Source organism: Mycobacterium sp. MUNTM1, from assembly GCF_054660795.1.
On sequence record NZ_BAAGDE010000057.1, the window covers coordinates 26,597 to 42,841 of the forward strand.

A 16,245-nucleotide genomic window follows, 5' to 3' on the forward strand; every position below is an offset into this window, starting at 1 on the left:
CTGGTGACTCCTTCATTCCGGGTGGACGTCGAACTTGTCGAAGTAGAAGCCGAACCGGCCCCGCAGTTCGTCGGCGGAGATGCCGAAGTGTCGCTGCAGTTCGTAACGGATGCGGCCGTGTTTGCCCCGCGGGTTGCCGTCCAGGTAGCGCTGGAAACATTGCTGCACCTTGGGCGGTAGGTCGACGCCGGCGCACTGGTAAAGCCGTTCGAGCACTGGCATTTCGTTGCCGCCCAGCTGATGGAAGTTGATGTCGATGCTGCGTTCGGCTGCCACCAGGTTACGGTCCCGCACGCATGCGCTGAGCAGTCGGTGCACGCGGTCGGTCCAATAGTCCAGCAGCCACTGCGGGTCAATGTTGTTGCGGCGCAGACGGTCCGAGTACGCCATCATGGTGATCGCCGACTGGATCACCGCGGCGGGATCGCGGTGGGTGAAAGCCACTGTGGCATCGGGGAAGGTCGCCATCAGCGGGCCGAGTTGCTCGCAATGCTGCGGACTCTTCAGCACCCACGTCCGCGGGCCGCGCAGGAAGGTCAGCGCCTGCAGCACCCTTTTCATGTAGGCGTAGTGCCGGGTCTGGTCGAGTCCCAGGTAATAGTCGCGCCAGTCGGGCACGCGCGCATGCCATTCCAGCACGTATGAGGCCAGATCGAGGTCGAGGAGCTCCACCTCCTCCTCGATCGCCTCGGGGAACCGGTCGTGCATGGCGGCCACCACGGGGGCGCTCACCATCAGTGCGTCGTGTTCGGCCTTGGCGCGCGCGTAGCGGGGATCGACGCCGGAGATGTCCGGCCCCTGCCCGAGCGCGGGGATCGGATCCTGGCTCTCCCAATACGGCAGGGCGCGCCGGCGTGGGTCAGACGCAATGAGATTCACCAGATGCGTGGTGCCGGAGCGTGGCATCCCGACGACGATGAACGGCTTCTCGATCGGGATCAACTCGATCTCCGGATACCGTCGGATGAGCTCGGTCAGCGACATGCGGTTGCGCAGCAGGCGCACGATGCGTTGGCGCAACGAGCCGCGGGTGAGTTGGCGTAGCCCTTCGTCGGCTTCGATCGCCGCGATGTGCGCGCGCAGGCGGTCGGCGAAACCGTCGGTGTCGTCGAGGTCGGCGGCTCCGGCTGTCAGCCCGGTCTGCTCGACGGCCTCCGCGAGCATCCGGTCGATGTCGAGGTCGACGGGCCTGGCTTCGGTGAACTCCAGGAGCTGACGCTGCACGTCGGTCAGTTGCGGCGCGGTCAAGTCGTCGAAGTCGATGCCGTCAACCGCAGAACCCACTCCGAACCTCTCCTTGACGCGTCAGGTGAGAAATATGACACCGACGCTAGCCGCGGTGGAGATCCGTCGTTCATCCACCTCGACGGTGGCCACGCGCTACAGGTTGGCCAGATCGTCGGGCACGTCGACCTTGTGTTCTTGCAGCGCCTCCAGCGGCACCACTTCGAGGGTGCTCTGGTGAGTGGCCGCCAACACCACCGGCGCGGCGCATCCGTCGTGGTGAGCGCGCAGCCAGTTCAGCGCGGTCACGCACCAGCGGTCCCCCGGCAGCAGGCCCGGAAACCGATACTCGGGCACCGGCGTCGACAGGTCATTGCCGATGGAACGCTGGTGTTCCAAAAATTCGGCGGTCATCACCGCGCAGATCGTGTGCCGCCCAAGGTCCTGAGGGCCGGTCGAACAGCAGCCGTCGCGGTAGAAGCCGGTCAGCGGGTCTGTGCCGCATGGTTGCAGCGGACCGCCTAACACATTTCGATCAGGCACCCGATCAGTATTGCGCCCTCAGGGGAGAAGTTTGAAGCAATTCCGCCGACTGCGCCGTCCGGTTTTTTGTTGCCAGCGCTCGGCCGCCGTGTGGACGCCCGGCCGGCGGACGTGTTAACTCGAATCGATGTCGACGCCGCCCAACCCACCCGAAAATCCGCCTGGCGAGCCACCCTGGGGATGGCAGCCGCCCGGTTACGGGTCGCAGCCCAATCCGTACACCCCGCCTTCGGGATATCCGCCCCCGCAGGCCTACCCCGGACACGCCGGCTATCCGGCGTACCCCGGTTACCCGGGACACGTTGACCCGCAGGCGCCCTACGGCCGCGATGCGGTTACCGGGCTGCCGCTGTCGGACAAGTCCGCCACCACCGCCGGTTTGCTCCAGCTGTTTCTCGGCTTGTTCGGTATCGGCCGTTTCTACATCGACTCGACTCAGATTGCGGTGGCGCAGTTGTGCCTCGGTCTGTTCGGAATTCTGTTCAGCCTGTTCTGTTTTCTAGGATTTCCGGTCCTGCTCGGGGGCATCGTCTGGGCGATCGTCGACGCGATCTTGATCTTCACCGGCAGCGTCAAAGACAACCACGGCCGCAAGCTGCGGTAGGGCGCCCCCGAGATTGGACATTGTTTTCGCCTGTCCAACAACGCTTTTGGCTCGCGTTGCGGCCAGATTTTAACCTGGTGGGATTCCCGACTATTCGTGGCGCGCCGGTGGCGGTGGTCACGGATTGGTCACGATCGCGAGCGGAGTCGCCGCCAGACCGCGGTGGCGACGAACCTTTCGCGACGCGCTGAGCAAATCCCGGGGAAATCGCCCCGAAAACTTATCGTCACATCGTGGAACGACGTACGGCCCTGAAACTCCCTCTGTTGCTGGCGGCAGGCGCCGCAGTTGCCCGGGTGCCCCGGGCTTCCGCGGAGGAAGCGGGCCGGTGGTCACCCGACCGCGCGAACCGTTGGTACCAAGCGCAGGGCTGGCTCGTTGGAGCAAACTACATTCCGGCGAATGCCATCAACCAACTCGAGATGTTCCAGCCCGACACCTTCGATCCGCGGCGCATCGACACCGAACTCGGCTGGGCACAGTTCTACGGCCACAACACTGCACGGGTGTTCCTGCACGATCAGCTCTGGGCGGCCGATCAGCGCGGCTTCCAAACCCGCCTAGGCCAATTCGTCGACATCGCGGCGCGCCACCGTATCAAACCACTCTTCGTGTTCTTCGACTCCTGTTGGGATCCGCAGCCCCGCGCGGGACGCCAGCGCGCGCCGAGGCCCGGCGTGCACAACTCGGGGTGGGCGCAGAGCCCGGGCGCCGAACGCCTCGGTGACCCGAAGTACGTCCCGGTCATGCGGGACTACGTCACAGCGGTCATGACCCAATTCCGCAACGACAACCGGGTTTTGGGCTGGGACCTGTGGAACGAGCCCGACAACCCCGCGCGCCAGTACCGCAACACCGAACGAAGCGACAAGGAGCAGCTGGTCGCCAACCTGCTCCCGCAGGTCTTTCGCTGGGCCCGGGCGGTGGATCCCAGCCAGCCGCTGACAAGCGGTGTGTGGCGCGGCGATTGGGGACAGCCGCAGGGGCGCAGCACGATCAGCGACATACAGTTGGCCAATGCCGACGTGATCACCTTCCACTCCTACGCCGCGCCTTCAGGGTTCGAGAACCGGATCAACGAGCTCACCCCGCTGGGTCGTCCCATCCTGTGCACCGAATACATGGCGCGTCCCCAGGGCAGCACCGTCGAATCGATCCTGCCGGTTGCGAAGCGGCACAACGTCGGTGCCATCAACTGGGGGCTGGTCGCGGGCAAGACCCAGACCTACTTCCCCTGGGACTCATGGGATCACCCCTACACCTCGGTCCCGAAGGTGTGGTTCCACGACCTGATCCGGCCCGAGGGACGCCCGTTCCAAGACATCGAAGCGCTGACGGCGCGCAAGCTGGCCGGTAGCCAGACCTGAGCCGGATCGCGGCCATTGGGCCTCGCTGAAGTCGATCAACACGAACCCGCCGCAGACCCTCCGGTAGTAGGGTTTGTACCTGCTCAGAAGGGGGCGGCGATGCTCGTCGGTGTTGGTCGGCTGCTGGCGGCGCCACCTCAGTCACTGAATCCATCCCCGCCGAGACCGACGGGACAAACATGGTAGTTCGAGGCCTTTCTAGCGTTGTCGCATTTGTCGGCGCTGCGCTGTTGGGTACGTGCACAGCGCACGCGGACGGGCCGAGGTTCCCCGACCTCAGCTCATACGCTGCAGTGAACGCCGCCGATTACACAATTGACGTTCCCAATCCAGGACGGCCGCCCCTGCAAACCGTCTATTTCCTCACTCCAGATGGCGTCATCTGCAGTTTTATTTCGATGAAGCGCTATGTAGGGGAAATAATTTGCCCGCGATACCGCCCGCGCCGTCAAATCCTACGGCCGGAATTACCGGGGTGAATTGGATGGGAACAACGTCAGGCCTAAAGCAGACGAACGAGGGCGAACAATCCAGGGTAATTGGCGGACAACCCATCAAAACACTTCCCCCATCACACTCCATCACAGTGAACGGCATCATCTGCGGGGTCGATAATTCGGGCACAACAGCTTGCAAAGATCCGCAAGGCCGTGGCTTTGTCCTGTCGCCCCACGGATCAGGATGGTTGCCCCACGAGTGATTGCCCGCGAGCTTTTGCTCGATCGGCCTCATGCCTAGATGCTGAGCCGAAGGAGGACCCCATGGGTGCCGTCGCCGCCTTCGTCATGCGATCCGCAACCCTAGTCTCGCAATCCGCAAGGCCGTGGCTCGTGCTGTCGCCCAAGGGATCTGGGTGGCTGCCTCACGTGCGAGGACCGAGCAACAAGAGTCAGGAATCGAAGGAGCTTGGCCTAAAAGGTTTTACGAGGCCGCGAAGTCACCGACAGCGGTCATCTTGTTGCCGTCCCACGCGGTGGCGAAGCCACCCGCGTTATACGCGCAGTTCAAGATGATGTCTCGGTGCGGCGGACTCTGCATCCACATGTCGAGGGCTTCCTGGGGGGTCGCGGCGGATCCGGTGCCCCAGAAGACGACCTCACCCGAGTACCGGCTTCTGTAGCCCGCAGCGGTGATTCGCGCCTGTGGCGAAGAGCCGTCCGAACCGATGTGTCCGCTGACCCCGTTGCGCAGCATGTCGTCGGCGTGGCGCTGGGCGGCTTCGATCAGACGCGGATCGTCGTTGATCGGCCCACATCCCGGGCGAAGCTGGTTGATGCCGCTGTACAGCGCGGTCCCCGAATCATCTGCGTGCGCGACGAAACCGGACAGTGTCGCGGGAGTCGTGATGAAGGCAGAAAGGATTGCGAAGACGGCGATGATCTCGACTTTCCTGGCCATGATGCCTCTTGCGCGCGCTCGCTTTGGTGTTTTCGGTATCTAAATGTTACCCATTTTCAACCGAGAACCATCACGAATCGCAAATCTCTTCCGCGGCACCGACATGCCTACCGGCGCCAGGCCAAGGCCCTTCTAATGTCCGGCGTTGTGGGCGAGGTCGATGGCGTACTGGCTCACGAAGTTGCCGGCGGGCGGGTCGCCTTTGCCGCAGGTTCCGTCGGACTCGCCGGGCCGTTTGATCCACAGGTACGCGTCGGCGTGCGCGCCCGCGGTGCTGGCGGTCGGCGGAGTGCCCAGCGCCCGACCGCTGGGGTTGCACCAGTTGAGGTCGGAGTCGGGAGCCGGTCCCGCACCGTTGCGCGAGGTGTCGATCACGTAGTGCGAACCATTGGTGAGCCCCGAAATCGCCTCGCCGTAACCGATTTCGTCCTCGGTGGTGAAGAAGTTCGCAGTGTTGATGCTGAAACCGCGGGCGCGGCCGACGCCGGCCTGGTTGAGCCGGGCGGCCATGTCGTCGGCGCTGTGCCAGCGCAGGTGACCCGCGTCGACGTACACCGCCGCGTTCGGATCCTTCGTCAAGGTGTCGACGGCGTAGCGGATCAGGTCGAAGCGTTCCTGGCGCGCATCACCCGACAGGCAGTCGGCCATGGCGAGCGCGTCGGGTTCGACGACGATCGCCACCCGCGAAGCGCCCACACCGGATGCGATGCCGTCGATCCAGGAGCGGTAGTCGTCGGCCGAGCCCATGCCGCCGGCCGCGAAGCTGCCGCAGTCGCGGTGGGGGATGCCATAAACCGCCAGAATCGGGATCGCGCCGGCCCCATTCGCGTCGCCGACATACTTCCCGACCGTTGCCGCCGACCCGCCCGGGACGATCCAGTAGGCCTGCGGCGTGTTGGCGATGGCGGTCAGCTCGGGGCTCGGCGGATCGGCGCTCTGCGCGGCGCGCATGGCCGCCGACGTGGGGTTGACGTAGAACGGCGCCCCGGCCAACGGGTCGCCGTCGGCGACCAGCCGCATCGCAGGGGCGGGACGGAGGTGTACCGGGTCGGCGACAAGGCCCATGCAGGCCACGGCTGCAAGCGTGAGCAAGGGGACGATCCACCGCGCGGCTGCACCTGCAGCTGAGAAGTTCACCTGAGGAAAATTAGTGGCTCGGAAGGATCGAGCGCCAATCGGCCCGAGCTACTGTCATCCGCTCACATCGCCGGGTCGGGCCGAGGCCGGACGGATCGTCGGCGAGCGGGCGGCAATCTAGGCGCGGGCGCCCAGAATGCACTCACGCAAGTCTCGGCGCCCCTATTGCTACACCGTTGGAACCCTGAGATCTGAGGTCGGTTGGCCGATGCGTTGGACCAGCAGAACTGACGCCGAAATTCAGGATCGCGGAGCCATGGTCGCCGAGGTCGACACCGGCATCTTCCCCAAGACTTCACCGCCAACATCCGGCCCGGAGCCGCGTTAGCTGAACAAGGCGACGAATGGATCGAAGGCTACCGCTACATCAGTTTCGACGTGCTCACGCGTGCGCGCCCGAGCAACGCTGGCCATCCCCACCAGCACAAGTCCGCGACCACACCGGCGCTAATCGACTAAACTGCGAACCAAACGTCACGGGATCGAGCGAACTCTTACACCCCGTCACTGGGCTTGGCCCAACCACCAGTCGAGGAGTCAAATGTTTCCACGAGAACTCGCTCGTGAGGAGCATGATCGGACAGTCAAGAAATCGTTAGCTTGGCAACCCGGTTGGCAGACAGCTGAACAACTCGAAGACGACTGGCGCGAGGTGCACGGATGGGTGGCCACGCCGCCGGCCGACGTAATATCGCGGTGGAACGCCGTGCGGCAAGCCGAGGCCGACTATCAGCGAGCTCAGTCTACGTCGGGCCTTCACGACGTCGAGATCGGAACGATGGCCGCCTCGGAATGGTGGGTGCCGGCACATCCGCTCCCCGGGTCTGCAAGTGGCTTCGCGATCGAGCTGTGCCGACCAACCGACGGTGATCCGCTGTTCGTAGCCTTCACCTCCGTGCGCACCCTGGTTGCGGCCCTCGGCGAATACCAACCGTGGCTCAAACTGGCGCAATCCACCATAGAAGCCTTGAGCCACGGCATTTTTCTTGTGGATCCCAGCCCTGGTGTTCTACCAACAATATGGACCAAAGATCGAGTAGACCTGCTCAAGGAGACTCTCAATGTCCGACTTTAAAGTCGTATTAGCCGACCTGGATGCTCTCGCCAACACGTATAAGACTGAATCTGATCAGTTTGCGCATGTCGCATCGCAGTTGAAGATCACACCACCGGACTCAGGTGACGGGGCCTTAAACACATCAATGAAAGCGCTTCTCGATGAGCTCAGTTTTGTGAACAGCAGGATGCATACTTTTCTGAGTCAGGATGCCGACAAGTTGAAGGACTGCCGCAACAAATATGTAATCGCTGACGACGGGGACAAAAACCGTTTCCTCTGGGACAACATCACCGAAGGCTTGGTGAAGTGAGCTGGGTAGGTGGCGACATTCCCGGGCTCATTGCTATGGGAGACACCCTGACCCGCGTATCAGGCGAATTCAAGGGTATCGGTCAGGCTTTAGAAAAAGATGTCGATCGATTAGCCAATGATGCTACTTGGACAGGCGTCGCTGCTTCCGAGTTCAGGAAAGCTTGGACTATTGCAAGTCTTTGCCTTGCCGGGATTGAGGGCTCTTACGAGGAATTCGGGAAAGTTGTCAGCCAGCTGGGGCAGCAATTGCAGGATCTGGAGAACAAGCTCTATCAGGTAGCGATGGATGACAGGGCCGACGGCGCGCAGATCGGCGATGATGGCAAGCCGTTACCGCTGACAATCACGGGCGATCCCGATTCGCCTGCGGCGGTTAAGGCTGTACGAGCCCAGAAAGACTACAACTCATTCTATGAAGAAACGCGCCAGCTGGCCCAGGGATATCGACTGGAAGCTGCGGCACATATCAACACAATCAGCCATGACATGGCTCCGGATGCTGCAAAGAAGGGCGGGCCTACTTGGGACAAGGCCGTCAGCGTGGCGGCAATGGTCAAGGGTCTGTATACCCTCCCCGCTTTGGCGAACGATCATCTAGCCGATGGTCTTCCAAAATCAATCGATGGCCTAAAAGATGAGCTCGACGAGGCTAGCAAAGCCCTTGAGAAATCGAAGGCGTCCTACCTAGCCTTTGCCGGGCGTCCGCGCCCTGCGGGAGCCTGGGATTTCGCTGAGTGGAACCATCGAGACGTTGCGCAGAATCTGGCAAGCAAACAGGCTCAACTTGATGGCGCCTTGAAGGGGCAAGGTGAGCTTCCATTTACAAAGACCCTGAATACCAGTGTCGGGGATCTTGCAAGGATGGCTAACTCCGCTGATTGGGCCGAAATGCCTAAGGGCTTGAAGTTTCTGGATGACATTCCGGTTATCGATATCCTGGCGGCCGGGATAGTCGGAAATGCGCAGACAGTGGACGACGTCCAGAAAGGATGGTCGCCCACACGGGCTGAAGTGCGCGATTTCGGCTCGCAGGCAGCCGGGGTGGCGGCAGGAATCGGCGGGACCGCTGCCGCTGCTTTCTTCTTGCCGGAGGAGGCAGCCGTTGGAGCAGTGGTCGGCGCCGGAGCCCTTGTCACCGTGGGGGCATGGGGAGTTGGCGACTTCGCAAGCGCATTGACACACGAACATTGGGATGAGCAAATTCAGAGTCGTGGCTATATTTCCGGGATCACTCATGGACTGAGCGACTCTGTGAGCAAGGGTTGGGCCGCAATGAAGGATGACGTAAGTGGTGCCGCGGATACTGTGTCGGGGCTCTGGGATAAAGTGTTTGGATGATCAGGGCCGAACCAGAGGCTGTACCTCCGATTAAATACTTTGGCACGAGTTGGTATACACGCGGAGCTGAATATTGGTTTAAACGTTTCTGGTTGACGTTCGCTGCGCTGTGCTTTGTCGGGTTCTTTCTGCTCGCTTTCGCCCTCGTGACAAGTGTAATATTTGACAAAATCGGATCCCAATCAGGTCGCACTACCGCGTTGACGGTGCTTGTGGCACTTATAATCGTGAATCTCTATTCTACGTATAGGCAAATGAAGCGCACGCCGGACGAGCGAGCCGCGCACAAGCCGTTGAGTTTCAGACGTCGTCCGAGCGATGCAAAGGTCAAGGTTAATACTCGGACTGCGGGCACCGTCGGGACAGCCGTTGGGATACTGGGCGGAGGTCCGATTGCCGTAATCGCTGCCCCTCTCATGGCCGGATTTGCGTTTGGGTGCCTTTTCATAAGCCTGGGTAAATATGTAAAAGACGAAGAATGGTTGCTGGCCCAGAAGTTTGGCGCTGAAAAGCCGTTGAATTAGCAGTGCCAAGGCGCGATACCCGGGCCGTATTGGCAGGGTAGCGGGCATCTGCCTTTCTGGGGTAGGCGCGCCGCAGGCAGGTATCTACTCGTGTCGCCAATGCCGCGGTGACCGCGGTGACCTCGGACGTGCGCATCCTCTGTCGATCCCGCGTTAGGGTCGCTGAATGATGGTGCCCATGCGGGCACCATCTCCCGCCGAGCGCCGAGGGCCTATTTCGGCGGTCTGGGACCGTTGCGACGGACCAAATCCGTTGTCGCCTATCCCACCCCCCCCCGGCCAGGACGGCAACGTGGCGCCAGGGCGACTAAGCGGCGCGATCACGGAAGAACCCCCACCGAACTTTCGTTCGCCGGGGGCTCCCCGCAAGAACCTTTGGCGGTGGCGGAGGGATTTGAACCCTCGGACGGTTTTAGCCGTCACACGCTTTCGAGGCGTGCTCCTTAGGCCGCTCGGACACGCCACCGCCGAGCAGCTTACCGAACGGCATGCCCCTCACCCCAATCGCTGGCGGGCGAAGAAGGCCTCCAGCGGCGCGGCGCACTCCTGGGCCAGCACACCGCCGCGCACTTCCGGTCGGTGGTTGAGCCGCCGATCGCGGACCACGTCCCACAGCGACCCGACCGCTCCGGTCTTGGGCTCCCAGGCGCCGAACACCAGCCGGGCGATGCGCGACAGCACCAGAGCGCCCGCACACATGGTGCACGGTTCGACGGTGCCCCCCAGCGGGGCGCCTTCCCGGCGCCACCCGTCCCCGAGGACCTCGGCCGCCGCGCGCAGCGCCAGGATTTCGGCGTGGGCCGTCGGGTCTCCCCACGCCTCGCGGGCATTGACCGCCCGGGCCAGCTCGGTTCCATCGGCGCCGACGATTACCGCACCGATCGGCACGTCGCGGGGACCCGCCGTCGCGGCAACCGACAAGGCGGAACGGATCAGGTCTTCGTCAGTGATCACCGACCGAGGATCACCGACCGAGGCGGTCGATCACCGCCGACAGCTGATCGGCGAAGCCCATCTCGCGGGCGATGCGGCCCAGCTGCTCGTCGGCGTACAGGTCGGTCTCGTCGAGGATGACCCCGAGGACCGCCTCGGGCAGCCCGACATCGGACAGCAGCCCTAAGTCGCCCTCTTCGAAGGGATCCGAGTCCTCGAGGTCCTCGGGATCGATGTCGGCGTCCAACTTGTCGAGCACTTCGGCGGCGATGTCGTAGTCCAGGGCCGCGGTGGCGTCCGAGAGCAACAACCGCGTGCCCGACGGCGCCGGCCGGACGATGACGAAGAATTCGTCGTCGACGTCCAGCAGGCCGAAGACCGCCCCGGAACTGCGCAATTCGCGCAGCTCGGTCTCGGCGGCCGCCAGGCTCAACAGCGATTTACGGGCCATCGGGGCGCAGCGCCACTGCCCCTCTTCACGCACCACCGCGACGCCGAAACCGTCCGGCGTGTCCGCGGACAGGCCCTGGGCAGAGGCCCGTTGTGCTCCCATGGCCGCTTACGGTAGTCCCTGACCAGGCCCCTGACCAGATGGCGCCTGGTAGCCGCGAGATCTGGCGGCGCCGTCCCCGGCGGGATGTGCCAACCTTGGAATGTGGCAAGCCCTCCTTCTCAGACACCGGTGTGTGTGCTCGGGCTGGGGCTGATCGGCGGTTCGATAATGCGCGCCGCCACGGCGGCCGGCCGCGAGGTGTTCGGCTATAACCGCTCGGTGGACGGCGCCCAGGCCGCGACCGCCGACGGCTTCGACGCCACCACCGACCTGACCGCGACCTTGTCTCGCGCCGCCGAATCCGGTGCGCTGGTCGTGCTGGCCGTGCCGATGCCGGCGATGGCGGGCATGCTCGCGCACATCAAGGAGACGGCCCCGGCGTGTCCGCTGACCGACGTCACCAGCGTCAAGCAGGCGGTCCTCGACCAGGTCGTCGCGGCGGGTCTGCAGGAACGCTTCGTCGGGGGCCATCCGATGGCGGGTACCGCTCACTCGGGCTGGACCGCCGGCTATGCCGGATTGTTCACCGGGGCCCCGTGGGTGGTCAGCGTTGACGATCACGTGGATGCGGCGGTCTGGTCGATGGTGATGACGTTGGCGTTGGACTGCGGCGCGGTGGTGGTGCCGGCCAGGTCGGACGAACACGACGCAGCCGCGGCGGCGATCTCACACCTGCCCCACCTGCTCGCCGAGGCGCTGGCCGTCGTCGCCGGAGACGTCCCGTTGGCCTTCGCGCTGGCGGCCGGGTCCTTCCGCGACGGGACCCGGGTGGCGGCGACCGCCCCGGACCTGGTCCGGGCGATGTGCGAAGGCAACTCCGACCAATTGGTGCCGGCGGCCGATCGCGTCATCGAGCTGCTGACCCGAGCCCGCGAATCGCTGGCTTCCCACAACTCGGTCGCCGACCTCGTCGAGGCCGGCCACGCCGCGCGCACGCGTTACGACAGCTTCCGGCGCGACGACATCTTCCACGTCGTCGTCGGCGCGGAGAACTGGCGTCAGGAACTGGCCGCCGCGGGCCGCGCCGGCGGGGTGGTCAGATCCGCTCTGCCAAGCCTGGATAGTCGACGATGAATCCTTCGTCGTCGATGCTCACCGTCGTGTCGGAGATCGGCGAGCGCAACTTGATCTCGTCCAGGCTGCCGGTGCTGCTGTAGCTCACGGTGTCGGCGGTGATGGACATCTCCGGCACGTTGACATAGACCACCGGCAGCGTGACCGAGGCCGCCCGCTCAAACAAGCCGAGCCGCCGGATGGGCAGCGCGTTGAAGAACGGGCTGAACTCGACGTCGACGTCGAGCGCGCCGTTGTAGGCCGCGCGGTGTTCGCCCTGATGGTCGGTGACCAGCCACATGTTCTCTTCGTCGCGGGCGAAGGAGAAGACGCGCTCTCGCTCGGCGAGGGTGACGGTCATTCCGAGCCGCTTGGTGGCACCGGCCTCATCGGTCAGCAGGTCGTAGTAGGCGCCGAACGCGGGATGGGCATCGGTGGCGGCGGCAATGATGCGGCCATTGGCCTTGATTCTGTTGCCGGACACCTGGAGTCGTACCGATTCCATCCGGGGAGCATCCTGTGCGCGCCAGGTGAGCATCGTCTGCCACACGCGGCGAGACGGTTCAGAGGGGGCTGCGTTCACTCATCTACCGTAAGACGTGCCCGCCAACCGCTGCGGCAGTGCCCGGTATGTTCGCCGCAGCCGCCCGGTCCCCGGCACCGCAATCCACACCGCAACCGCCAGCAGTCCGTCGAGCACCAGCGCCAACGCGGCCACCATCAGCGCCCCGACCAGAGCGAGATGAAACTCACGTTCTTTGATCCCGTCAATCAGGTACCGGCCCAGACCGCCGAGGCTGGCGTAGGCCGCCACGGTCGCGGTGGCGACCACCTGCAGCGTGGCGTTGCGCAGCCCGCCCAGGATCAACGGCAACGCGTTGGGCACCTCAACGCGCAGCAGCACCTGGGCCTCGGTCATGCCCATCGCGCGGGCGGCATCGACGACCGTCGGCTCGACGTTGGCAATCCCGGCGTAGGTGCCGGCCAACACCGCCGGCACCCCCAACAGCATCAGTGCCACCAACGATGGGCCCAGGCCCAGCCCGAACAACAGCGTTCCGAACAGCAGCACGCCCAGCGTCGGCAGCGAGCGCAGTCCGTTGACGACCCCCACCACCAGCAGGGTGCCGCGCCCGGTGTGCCCGATGATCAGGCCGACGGGGATCGCGATCAGCGCTGAGGCGCCCACCGCCAGGACGGTGTACTCGAGGTGTTCCAAAATGCGGGCCGCGAGCCCGACCGGGCCGGTCCAGTTGTCGGCGGTCAACACATAGGAGATCGCGCGGTCGATGAAGTTCACCGGGCACCACCCACCACCGGTGCGACGACCGAGCGGCGGCCGGTGCTGCGCGTGGCGTGTGCCCACGGGGTGGCCAGCCGGCCCGCCAACACGATGAGCACGTCGATGACGACCGCCAGCAGGAACAGCGCGATGATGCCGGCCAGGATCTGATCGCTCTTGTTGGTCTGGTATCCCTGGGTGAACCAGCTGCCCAGCCCGCCGATGCCGATGACCGAGCCAGCCGAGACCATCGCGATGTTGGTGACCACCACCACCCGCAGGCCCGCGACGAGCACCGGAACCGACAGCGGCAGTTCGACTTTCAGCATCCGTGTGATAGGCGGGTAGCCGACCGCCGTGGCGGCGTCGCGCACCTGGTTGGGCACGGCGTCCAGCGCCTCGAGCACCGCCCGCACCATCAGCGCCGCGGTATAGGCCGTCAGCGCCACCATCACGTTGGCCTCGTCGAGGATGCGAGTCCCGATGAGCATCGGCAACACCACGAACAGCGCCAGCGACGGGATGGTGAACACGACGCTGGCGCCCGCCGTCGTGAGGCGGCGGGCGACCCGGGTGCGCTGCACCAGCATGCCGAGCGGCAGCGCGATCGCCAGCCCGATCAGCACCGGCACCAACGACAGCCGCAGGTGCACGACGGTCAGCCCCCAGGCGTCGTCGAGATGGGTGAGTAGGTAATGCATCGGCTAGGTCCCCCGCGATTCGGCCGAACCCAGCCGTCGGGAGTCCACCGCGGCCAGCACCTCGGCGGCCAGCACACCGCCGATCACCCTGCCGCCGTCGTCGACGGCGACGCCGATGCCCGAGGGCGACGACAGCGCCGCGTCCAGCGCCTGGCTCAGATTGCCCCGCGGCCGGAACAACGATCCGACCCCGCTCATGCTGTCGGGCAATGACACACCGTCGCGGTGCCGTCGCAGCCCCTCGTCGTCGATCCAGCCGAGCGGCGCCCCGACGTCGTCGACGACCACGGCCCAGCCGTCGGAAAGCGTTGTCGCCGCGAGCTTGTCGGCGGTGATCCGTTCGACGTCGCGCAGCGGTAGTCCGGCCGCGTCGAGCAGTTGCAGCCATCGGTAGCCGCGGCCCAGGCCGATGAACCGCGACACGAAGTCGTTGGCCGGCCGCGACAGCAGCCGGGCGGGCTCGTCGTACTGCTGTAGCGAACCGCCCCTGAACACCGCGACCCGTTCGCCGAGCCGCAGCGCCTCGTCGATGTCGTGGGTGACGAACACGATCGTCTTGTGTAATTCGCCTTGCAGGCGCAGGATTTCGTTCTGCAGATCGTGGCGGACCACCGGGTCGACGGCGGAGAACGGCTCGTCCATCAACAGGATTGGCGGGTCGGCGGCCAGCGCTCGTGCCACGCCGACCCGCTGCTGCTCGCCGCCGGAGAGCTGTGCGGGGTAGCGGGTCGCGAGCCTGGCATCCAGCCCGACCCGCTCGAGCACCGCGTAGGCCTCTTTGCGGGCGGCCCGGCGCGGCCGACCCCGCAAGACGGGAACCGTTGCCACATTGTCGATTACGCGCTGGTGTGGCATCAGGCCGGCGTGCTGGATGACGTAGCCGATGCCGAGCCGCAGCTTGACCGGGTCGCGGGTGGCGACGTCGACACCGTCGATCGTGATGGTGCCCGAGGTGGGCTCGATCATCCGGTTGATCATCCGCAGCGCCGTGGTCTTGCCGCTGCCGGAGGATCCGACGAACACGGTCAGCTTGCCGGTGGGGACGCTCAGGCTGAGCTGGCTCACCGCGGTGGTTCCGTCGTCGAAGGCCTTGCTGACGTTGTCGAAGATGATCAAGTCATCCTCCGATGGGGTGATCGAAGCCGTTGTCGCGTACCCAGTTTCGCGCCGCCTCGTCGGGATCGATGCCCGAATTCCCCGACACCGCGGCGTTGAGTCCGGCGACGCCGGACGTGGTCAGCTTCGCCGAGACCGCATCCAGCACCTCTTTGAGCCGCGGAGATCTCTTCTGGGAATTGAGCAGCGGCACGATGTTTCCGGCCACGAAATTATGTTCGGGGTCGTCGAGGGCCACCAAATGGTTCTGCGGGATGGCCGGTGACGTGGTGAAGATGTTGGCGGCGTTCACCCTGCCCTCGACCAATGCGCGGACGGTGACCGCGCCGCCGCCGTCGTCGATGGCGACGAAGTTGCCCGGCTTGATCTCGAGGCCGTACTTCTGCCGCAGCCCGGGCAACCCGGCGGGCCGGGTCGCGAACGCCGAGGGCGCCCCGAATCGCACGTCGGCCGAATGGACGGCCAGATCGGCGATTGTCTTCAAATTGCAGGAGTTGGCCGTTTGCCCGGTCACGCTGACCGTGTCGGTGTCCGTGGCCGGAGCCGGCGTCAGAATCGAGAGGTCACCGGGCAGGTGCCGGTCAAGCTCACGCTCGACGGCGTCCAGCGTGGTGGCGTCGGACGCCGGCGAAATGTAGAGCAGCAGATTGCCGATGTATTCCGGCACCAGGTCGATGGAATGGTCTTTGAGCGCAGGAATATACGTCTCCCGGCTCCCGATGCCCATCCGCTTGCCCACTTCGAAACCATTGGCCTGCAAGGCTTGTGCATAAATCTCGGCGATGATCTGCGATTCCGGAAAGTCGCCGGATCCGATGACAATGGAGTTGGGGCTTCGAACCTGGGCTCCCAGCGGGTCGGAATTGCTGCACGCCGCAACGACGGACATCGCCGTCACCAGCACCGCCGCGCGCGTGATCGCGCCCCGCACGTGCGGCAGTGCCGTCATACCGCCGACCCTAACGCCCGAACCGCGCGGACGCTGGTGCGCGAGGTTGGGTTGTCCGAATCGGTTTCAATCGGCGTCCGATAGGGCAAAGATGGCAGTATGAGCAGCCACACCCCTGCCTCGCCCGGGCAGCCGCCCCCCAAGCCCGACC

General features: G+C 64.8%; 18 protein-coding genes, 1 tRNA gene and 1 pseudogene. 8 read left to right on the plus strand and 12 right to left on the minus strand.

Translation table 11 applies throughout. The annotated features are described in order from the left end of the window. Positions 1–12: 12 nt before the first annotated feature. Together ACYQ8K_RS24850 and ACYQ8K_RS24855 are read right to left on the minus strand one after the other, a co-directional pair. On the minus strand, positions 13–1,284 hold the full coding sequence (locus ACYQ8K_RS24850; protein ID WP_459973228.1) for a sulfotransferase family protein: 1,272 nt from the start codon (positions 1,282–1,284) through the stop codon (positions 13–15). Positions 1,285–1,380: 96 nt separating this feature from the next. Next, positions 1,381–1,767 (minus strand): DUF2237 family protein, encoded by a 387-nt coding sequence (locus tag ACYQ8K_RS24855; protein ID WP_459973230.1) that lies wholly within the window; start codon positions 1,765–1,767, stop codon positions 1,381–1,383. A 127-nt stretch (positions 1,768–1,894) separates the two neighbouring features. Between ACYQ8K_RS24855 and ACYQ8K_RS24860 the strand changes: the two genes are divergently transcribed. From ACYQ8K_RS24860 to ACYQ8K_RS24870, 3 genes and pseudogenes are all read left to right on the plus strand, one after another. Beyond that, on the plus strand, positions 1,895–2,371 hold the full coding sequence (locus ACYQ8K_RS24860; protein WP_459973232.1) for an NINE protein: 477 nt from the start codon (positions 1,895–1,897) through the stop codon (positions 2,369–2,371). Positions 2,372–2,604: 233 nt separating this feature from the next. Then, positions 2,605–3,738 (plus strand): cellulase family glycosylhydrolase, encoded by a 1,134-nt coding sequence (locus ACYQ8K_RS24865; RefSeq protein ID WP_459973234.1) that lies wholly within the window; start codon positions 2,605–2,607, stop codon positions 3,736–3,738. Between the two features lie 179 nt (positions 3,739–3,917). Further along, positions 3,918–4,438, plus strand: a pseudogene (locus ACYQ8K_RS24870) (hypothetical protein). 221 nt (positions 4,439–4,659) lie between these two features. Here the strand turns inward: ACYQ8K_RS24870 and ACYQ8K_RS24875 are convergent. Both ACYQ8K_RS24875 and ACYQ8K_RS24880 read right to left on the minus strand, forming a co-directional pair. Then, complete coding sequence (locus ACYQ8K_RS24875; protein WP_459973235.1) at positions 4,660–5,136, minus strand: CAP domain-containing protein; 477 nt, start codon at positions 5,134–5,136, stop codon at positions 4,660–4,662. A 132-nt stretch (positions 5,137–5,268) separates the two neighbouring features. Continuing rightward, on the minus strand, positions 5,269–6,273 hold the full coding sequence (locus ACYQ8K_RS24880; RefSeq protein WP_459973237.1) for a glycoside hydrolase family 6 protein: 1,005 nt from the start codon (positions 6,271–6,273) through the stop codon (positions 5,269–5,271). Positions 6,274–6,814: 541 nt separating this feature from the next. On the opposite strand from ACYQ8K_RS24880, the gene ACYQ8K_RS24885 reads away from it, so the two are divergent. Genes ACYQ8K_RS24885 through ACYQ8K_RS24900 form a run of 4 tightly spaced genes read left to right on the plus strand, consistent with a single transcriptional unit; the run spans position 6,815 to position 9,507 of the window. Then, complete coding sequence (locus ACYQ8K_RS24885; RefSeq protein ID WP_459973239.1) at positions 6,815–7,348, plus strand: SAV_915 family protein; 534 nt, start codon at positions 6,815–6,817, stop codon at positions 7,346–7,348. Continuing rightward, a complete protein-coding gene (locus tag ACYQ8K_RS24890) occupies positions 7,335–7,643 on the plus strand; it encodes a DUF6317 family protein (protein ID WP_459973241.1) in 309 nt (102 codons plus the stop codon). The genes ACYQ8K_RS24885 and ACYQ8K_RS24890 overlap by 14 nt, the downstream gene beginning before the upstream one ends. Continuing rightward, on the plus strand, positions 7,640–8,983 hold the full coding sequence (locus ACYQ8K_RS24895) for a hypothetical protein (RefSeq protein WP_459973243.1): 1,344 nt from the start codon (positions 7,640–7,642) through the stop codon (positions 8,981–8,983). Before ACYQ8K_RS24890 ends, ACYQ8K_RS24895 begins: the two co-directional genes overlap by 4 nt. After that, positions 8,980–9,507, plus strand: coding sequence for a hypothetical protein (locus ACYQ8K_RS24900; protein ID WP_459973245.1), 528 nt, complete (start codon positions 8,980–8,982; stop codon positions 9,505–9,507). The genes ACYQ8K_RS24895 and ACYQ8K_RS24900 overlap by 4 nt, the downstream gene beginning before the upstream one ends. Positions 9,508–9,883: 376 nt before the next feature. Here the strand turns inward: ACYQ8K_RS24900 and ACYQ8K_RS24905 are convergent. From ACYQ8K_RS24905 to ACYQ8K_RS24915, 3 genes are all read right to left on the minus strand, one after another. After that, a tRNA-Ser gene (locus tag ACYQ8K_RS24905) sits at positions 9,884–9,973 on the minus strand. Positions 9,974–10,002: 29 nt separating this feature from the next. Beyond that, positions 10,003–10,461 carry a nucleoside deaminase gene (locus ACYQ8K_RS24910; RefSeq protein WP_459973247.1) on the minus strand — a complete coding sequence of 153 codons (459 nt, stop codon included), beginning with the start codon at positions 10,459–10,461 and terminating at the stop codon, positions 10,003–10,005. A gap of 10 nt (positions 10,462–10,471) precedes the next feature. Continuing rightward, positions 10,472–10,993: a tRNA adenosine deaminase-associated protein gene (locus tag ACYQ8K_RS24915; RefSeq protein WP_007772009.1), complete on the minus strand. Its 522-nt coding sequence runs from the start codon at positions 10,991–10,993 to the stop codon at positions 10,472–10,474. Positions 10,994–11,122: 129 nt separating this feature from the next. Between ACYQ8K_RS24915 and ACYQ8K_RS24920 the strand changes: the two genes are divergently transcribed. Further along, positions 11,123–12,067, plus strand: a complete 945-nt coding sequence (locus tag ACYQ8K_RS24920) for a prephenate dehydrogenase (protein ID WP_459973260.1) — start codon at positions 11,123–11,125, stop codon at positions 12,065–12,067. On the opposite strand, the gene ACYQ8K_RS24925 is transcribed toward ACYQ8K_RS24920, so the two are convergent. Genes ACYQ8K_RS24925 through ACYQ8K_RS24945 form a run of 5 tightly spaced genes read right to left on the minus strand, consistent with a single transcriptional unit; the run spans position 12,030 to position 16,094 of the window. Beyond that, complete coding sequence (locus tag ACYQ8K_RS24925) at positions 12,030–12,629, minus strand: putative glycolipid-binding domain-containing protein (RefSeq protein WP_459973248.1); 600 nt, start codon at positions 12,627–12,629, stop codon at positions 12,030–12,032. The genes ACYQ8K_RS24920 and ACYQ8K_RS24925 overlap by 38 nt on opposite strands. Continuing rightward, complete coding sequence (locus tag ACYQ8K_RS24930) at positions 12,630–13,346, minus strand: ABC transporter permease (protein ID WP_459973249.1); 717 nt, start codon at positions 13,344–13,346, stop codon at positions 12,630–12,632. It abuts the gene before it with no gap. Continuing rightward, complete coding sequence (locus ACYQ8K_RS24935) at positions 13,343–14,029, minus strand: ABC transporter permease (RefSeq protein WP_459973251.1); 687 nt, start codon at positions 14,027–14,029, stop codon at positions 13,343–13,345. The genes ACYQ8K_RS24930 and ACYQ8K_RS24935 overlap by 4 nt, the downstream gene beginning before the upstream one ends. A gap of 3 nt (positions 14,030–14,032) precedes the next feature. Further along, entirely contained in the window at positions 14,033–15,145 is a 1,113-nt protein-coding gene (locus tag ACYQ8K_RS24940) for an ABC transporter ATP-binding protein (protein ID WP_459973253.1), read from the minus strand. Position 15,146: 1 nt separating this feature from the next. Next, positions 15,147–16,094, minus strand: a complete 948-nt coding sequence (locus tag ACYQ8K_RS24945) for an ABC transporter substrate-binding protein (protein ID WP_459973254.1) — start codon at positions 16,092–16,094, stop codon at positions 15,147–15,149. Between the last annotated feature and the right edge of the window lie 151 nt (positions 16,095–16,245).

What these genes read in the sequence shown, in the direction of transcription:
- ACYQ8K_RS24860 (WP_459973232.1), top strand. Translation starts at nt 1,895, where the DNA reads ATGTCGACGCCGCCCAACCCACCCGAAAATCCGCCTGGCGAGCCACCC.
- ACYQ8K_RS24875 (WP_459973235.1), bottom strand. Translation starts at nt 5,136, where the DNA reads ATGGCCAGGAAAGTCGAGATCATCGCCGTCTTCGCAATCCTTTCTGCC.
- ACYQ8K_RS24885 (WP_459973239.1), top strand. Translation starts at nt 6,815, where the DNA reads ATGTTTCCACGAGAACTCGCTCGTGAGGAGCATGATCGGACAGTCAAG.
- ACYQ8K_RS24890 (WP_459973241.1), top strand. Translation starts at nt 7,335, where the DNA reads ATGTCCGACTTTAAAGTCGTATTAGCCGACCTGGATGCTCTCGCCAAC.
- ACYQ8K_RS24900 (WP_459973245.1), top strand. Translation starts at nt 8,980, where the DNA reads ATGATCAGGGCCGAACCAGAGGCTGTACCTCCGATTAAATACTTTGGC.
- ACYQ8K_RS24915 (WP_007772009.1), bottom strand. Translation starts at nt 10,993, where the DNA reads ATGGGAGCACAACGGGCCTCTGCCCAGGGCCTGTCCGCGGACACGCCG.
- ACYQ8K_RS24935 (WP_459973251.1), bottom strand. Translation starts at nt 14,029, where the DNA reads ATGCATTACCTACTCACCCATCTCGACGACGCCTGGGGGCTGACCGTC.
- ACYQ8K_RS24945 (WP_459973254.1), bottom strand. Translation starts at nt 16,094, where the DNA reads ATGACGGCACTGCCGCACGTGCGGGGCGCGATCACGCGCGCGGCGGTG.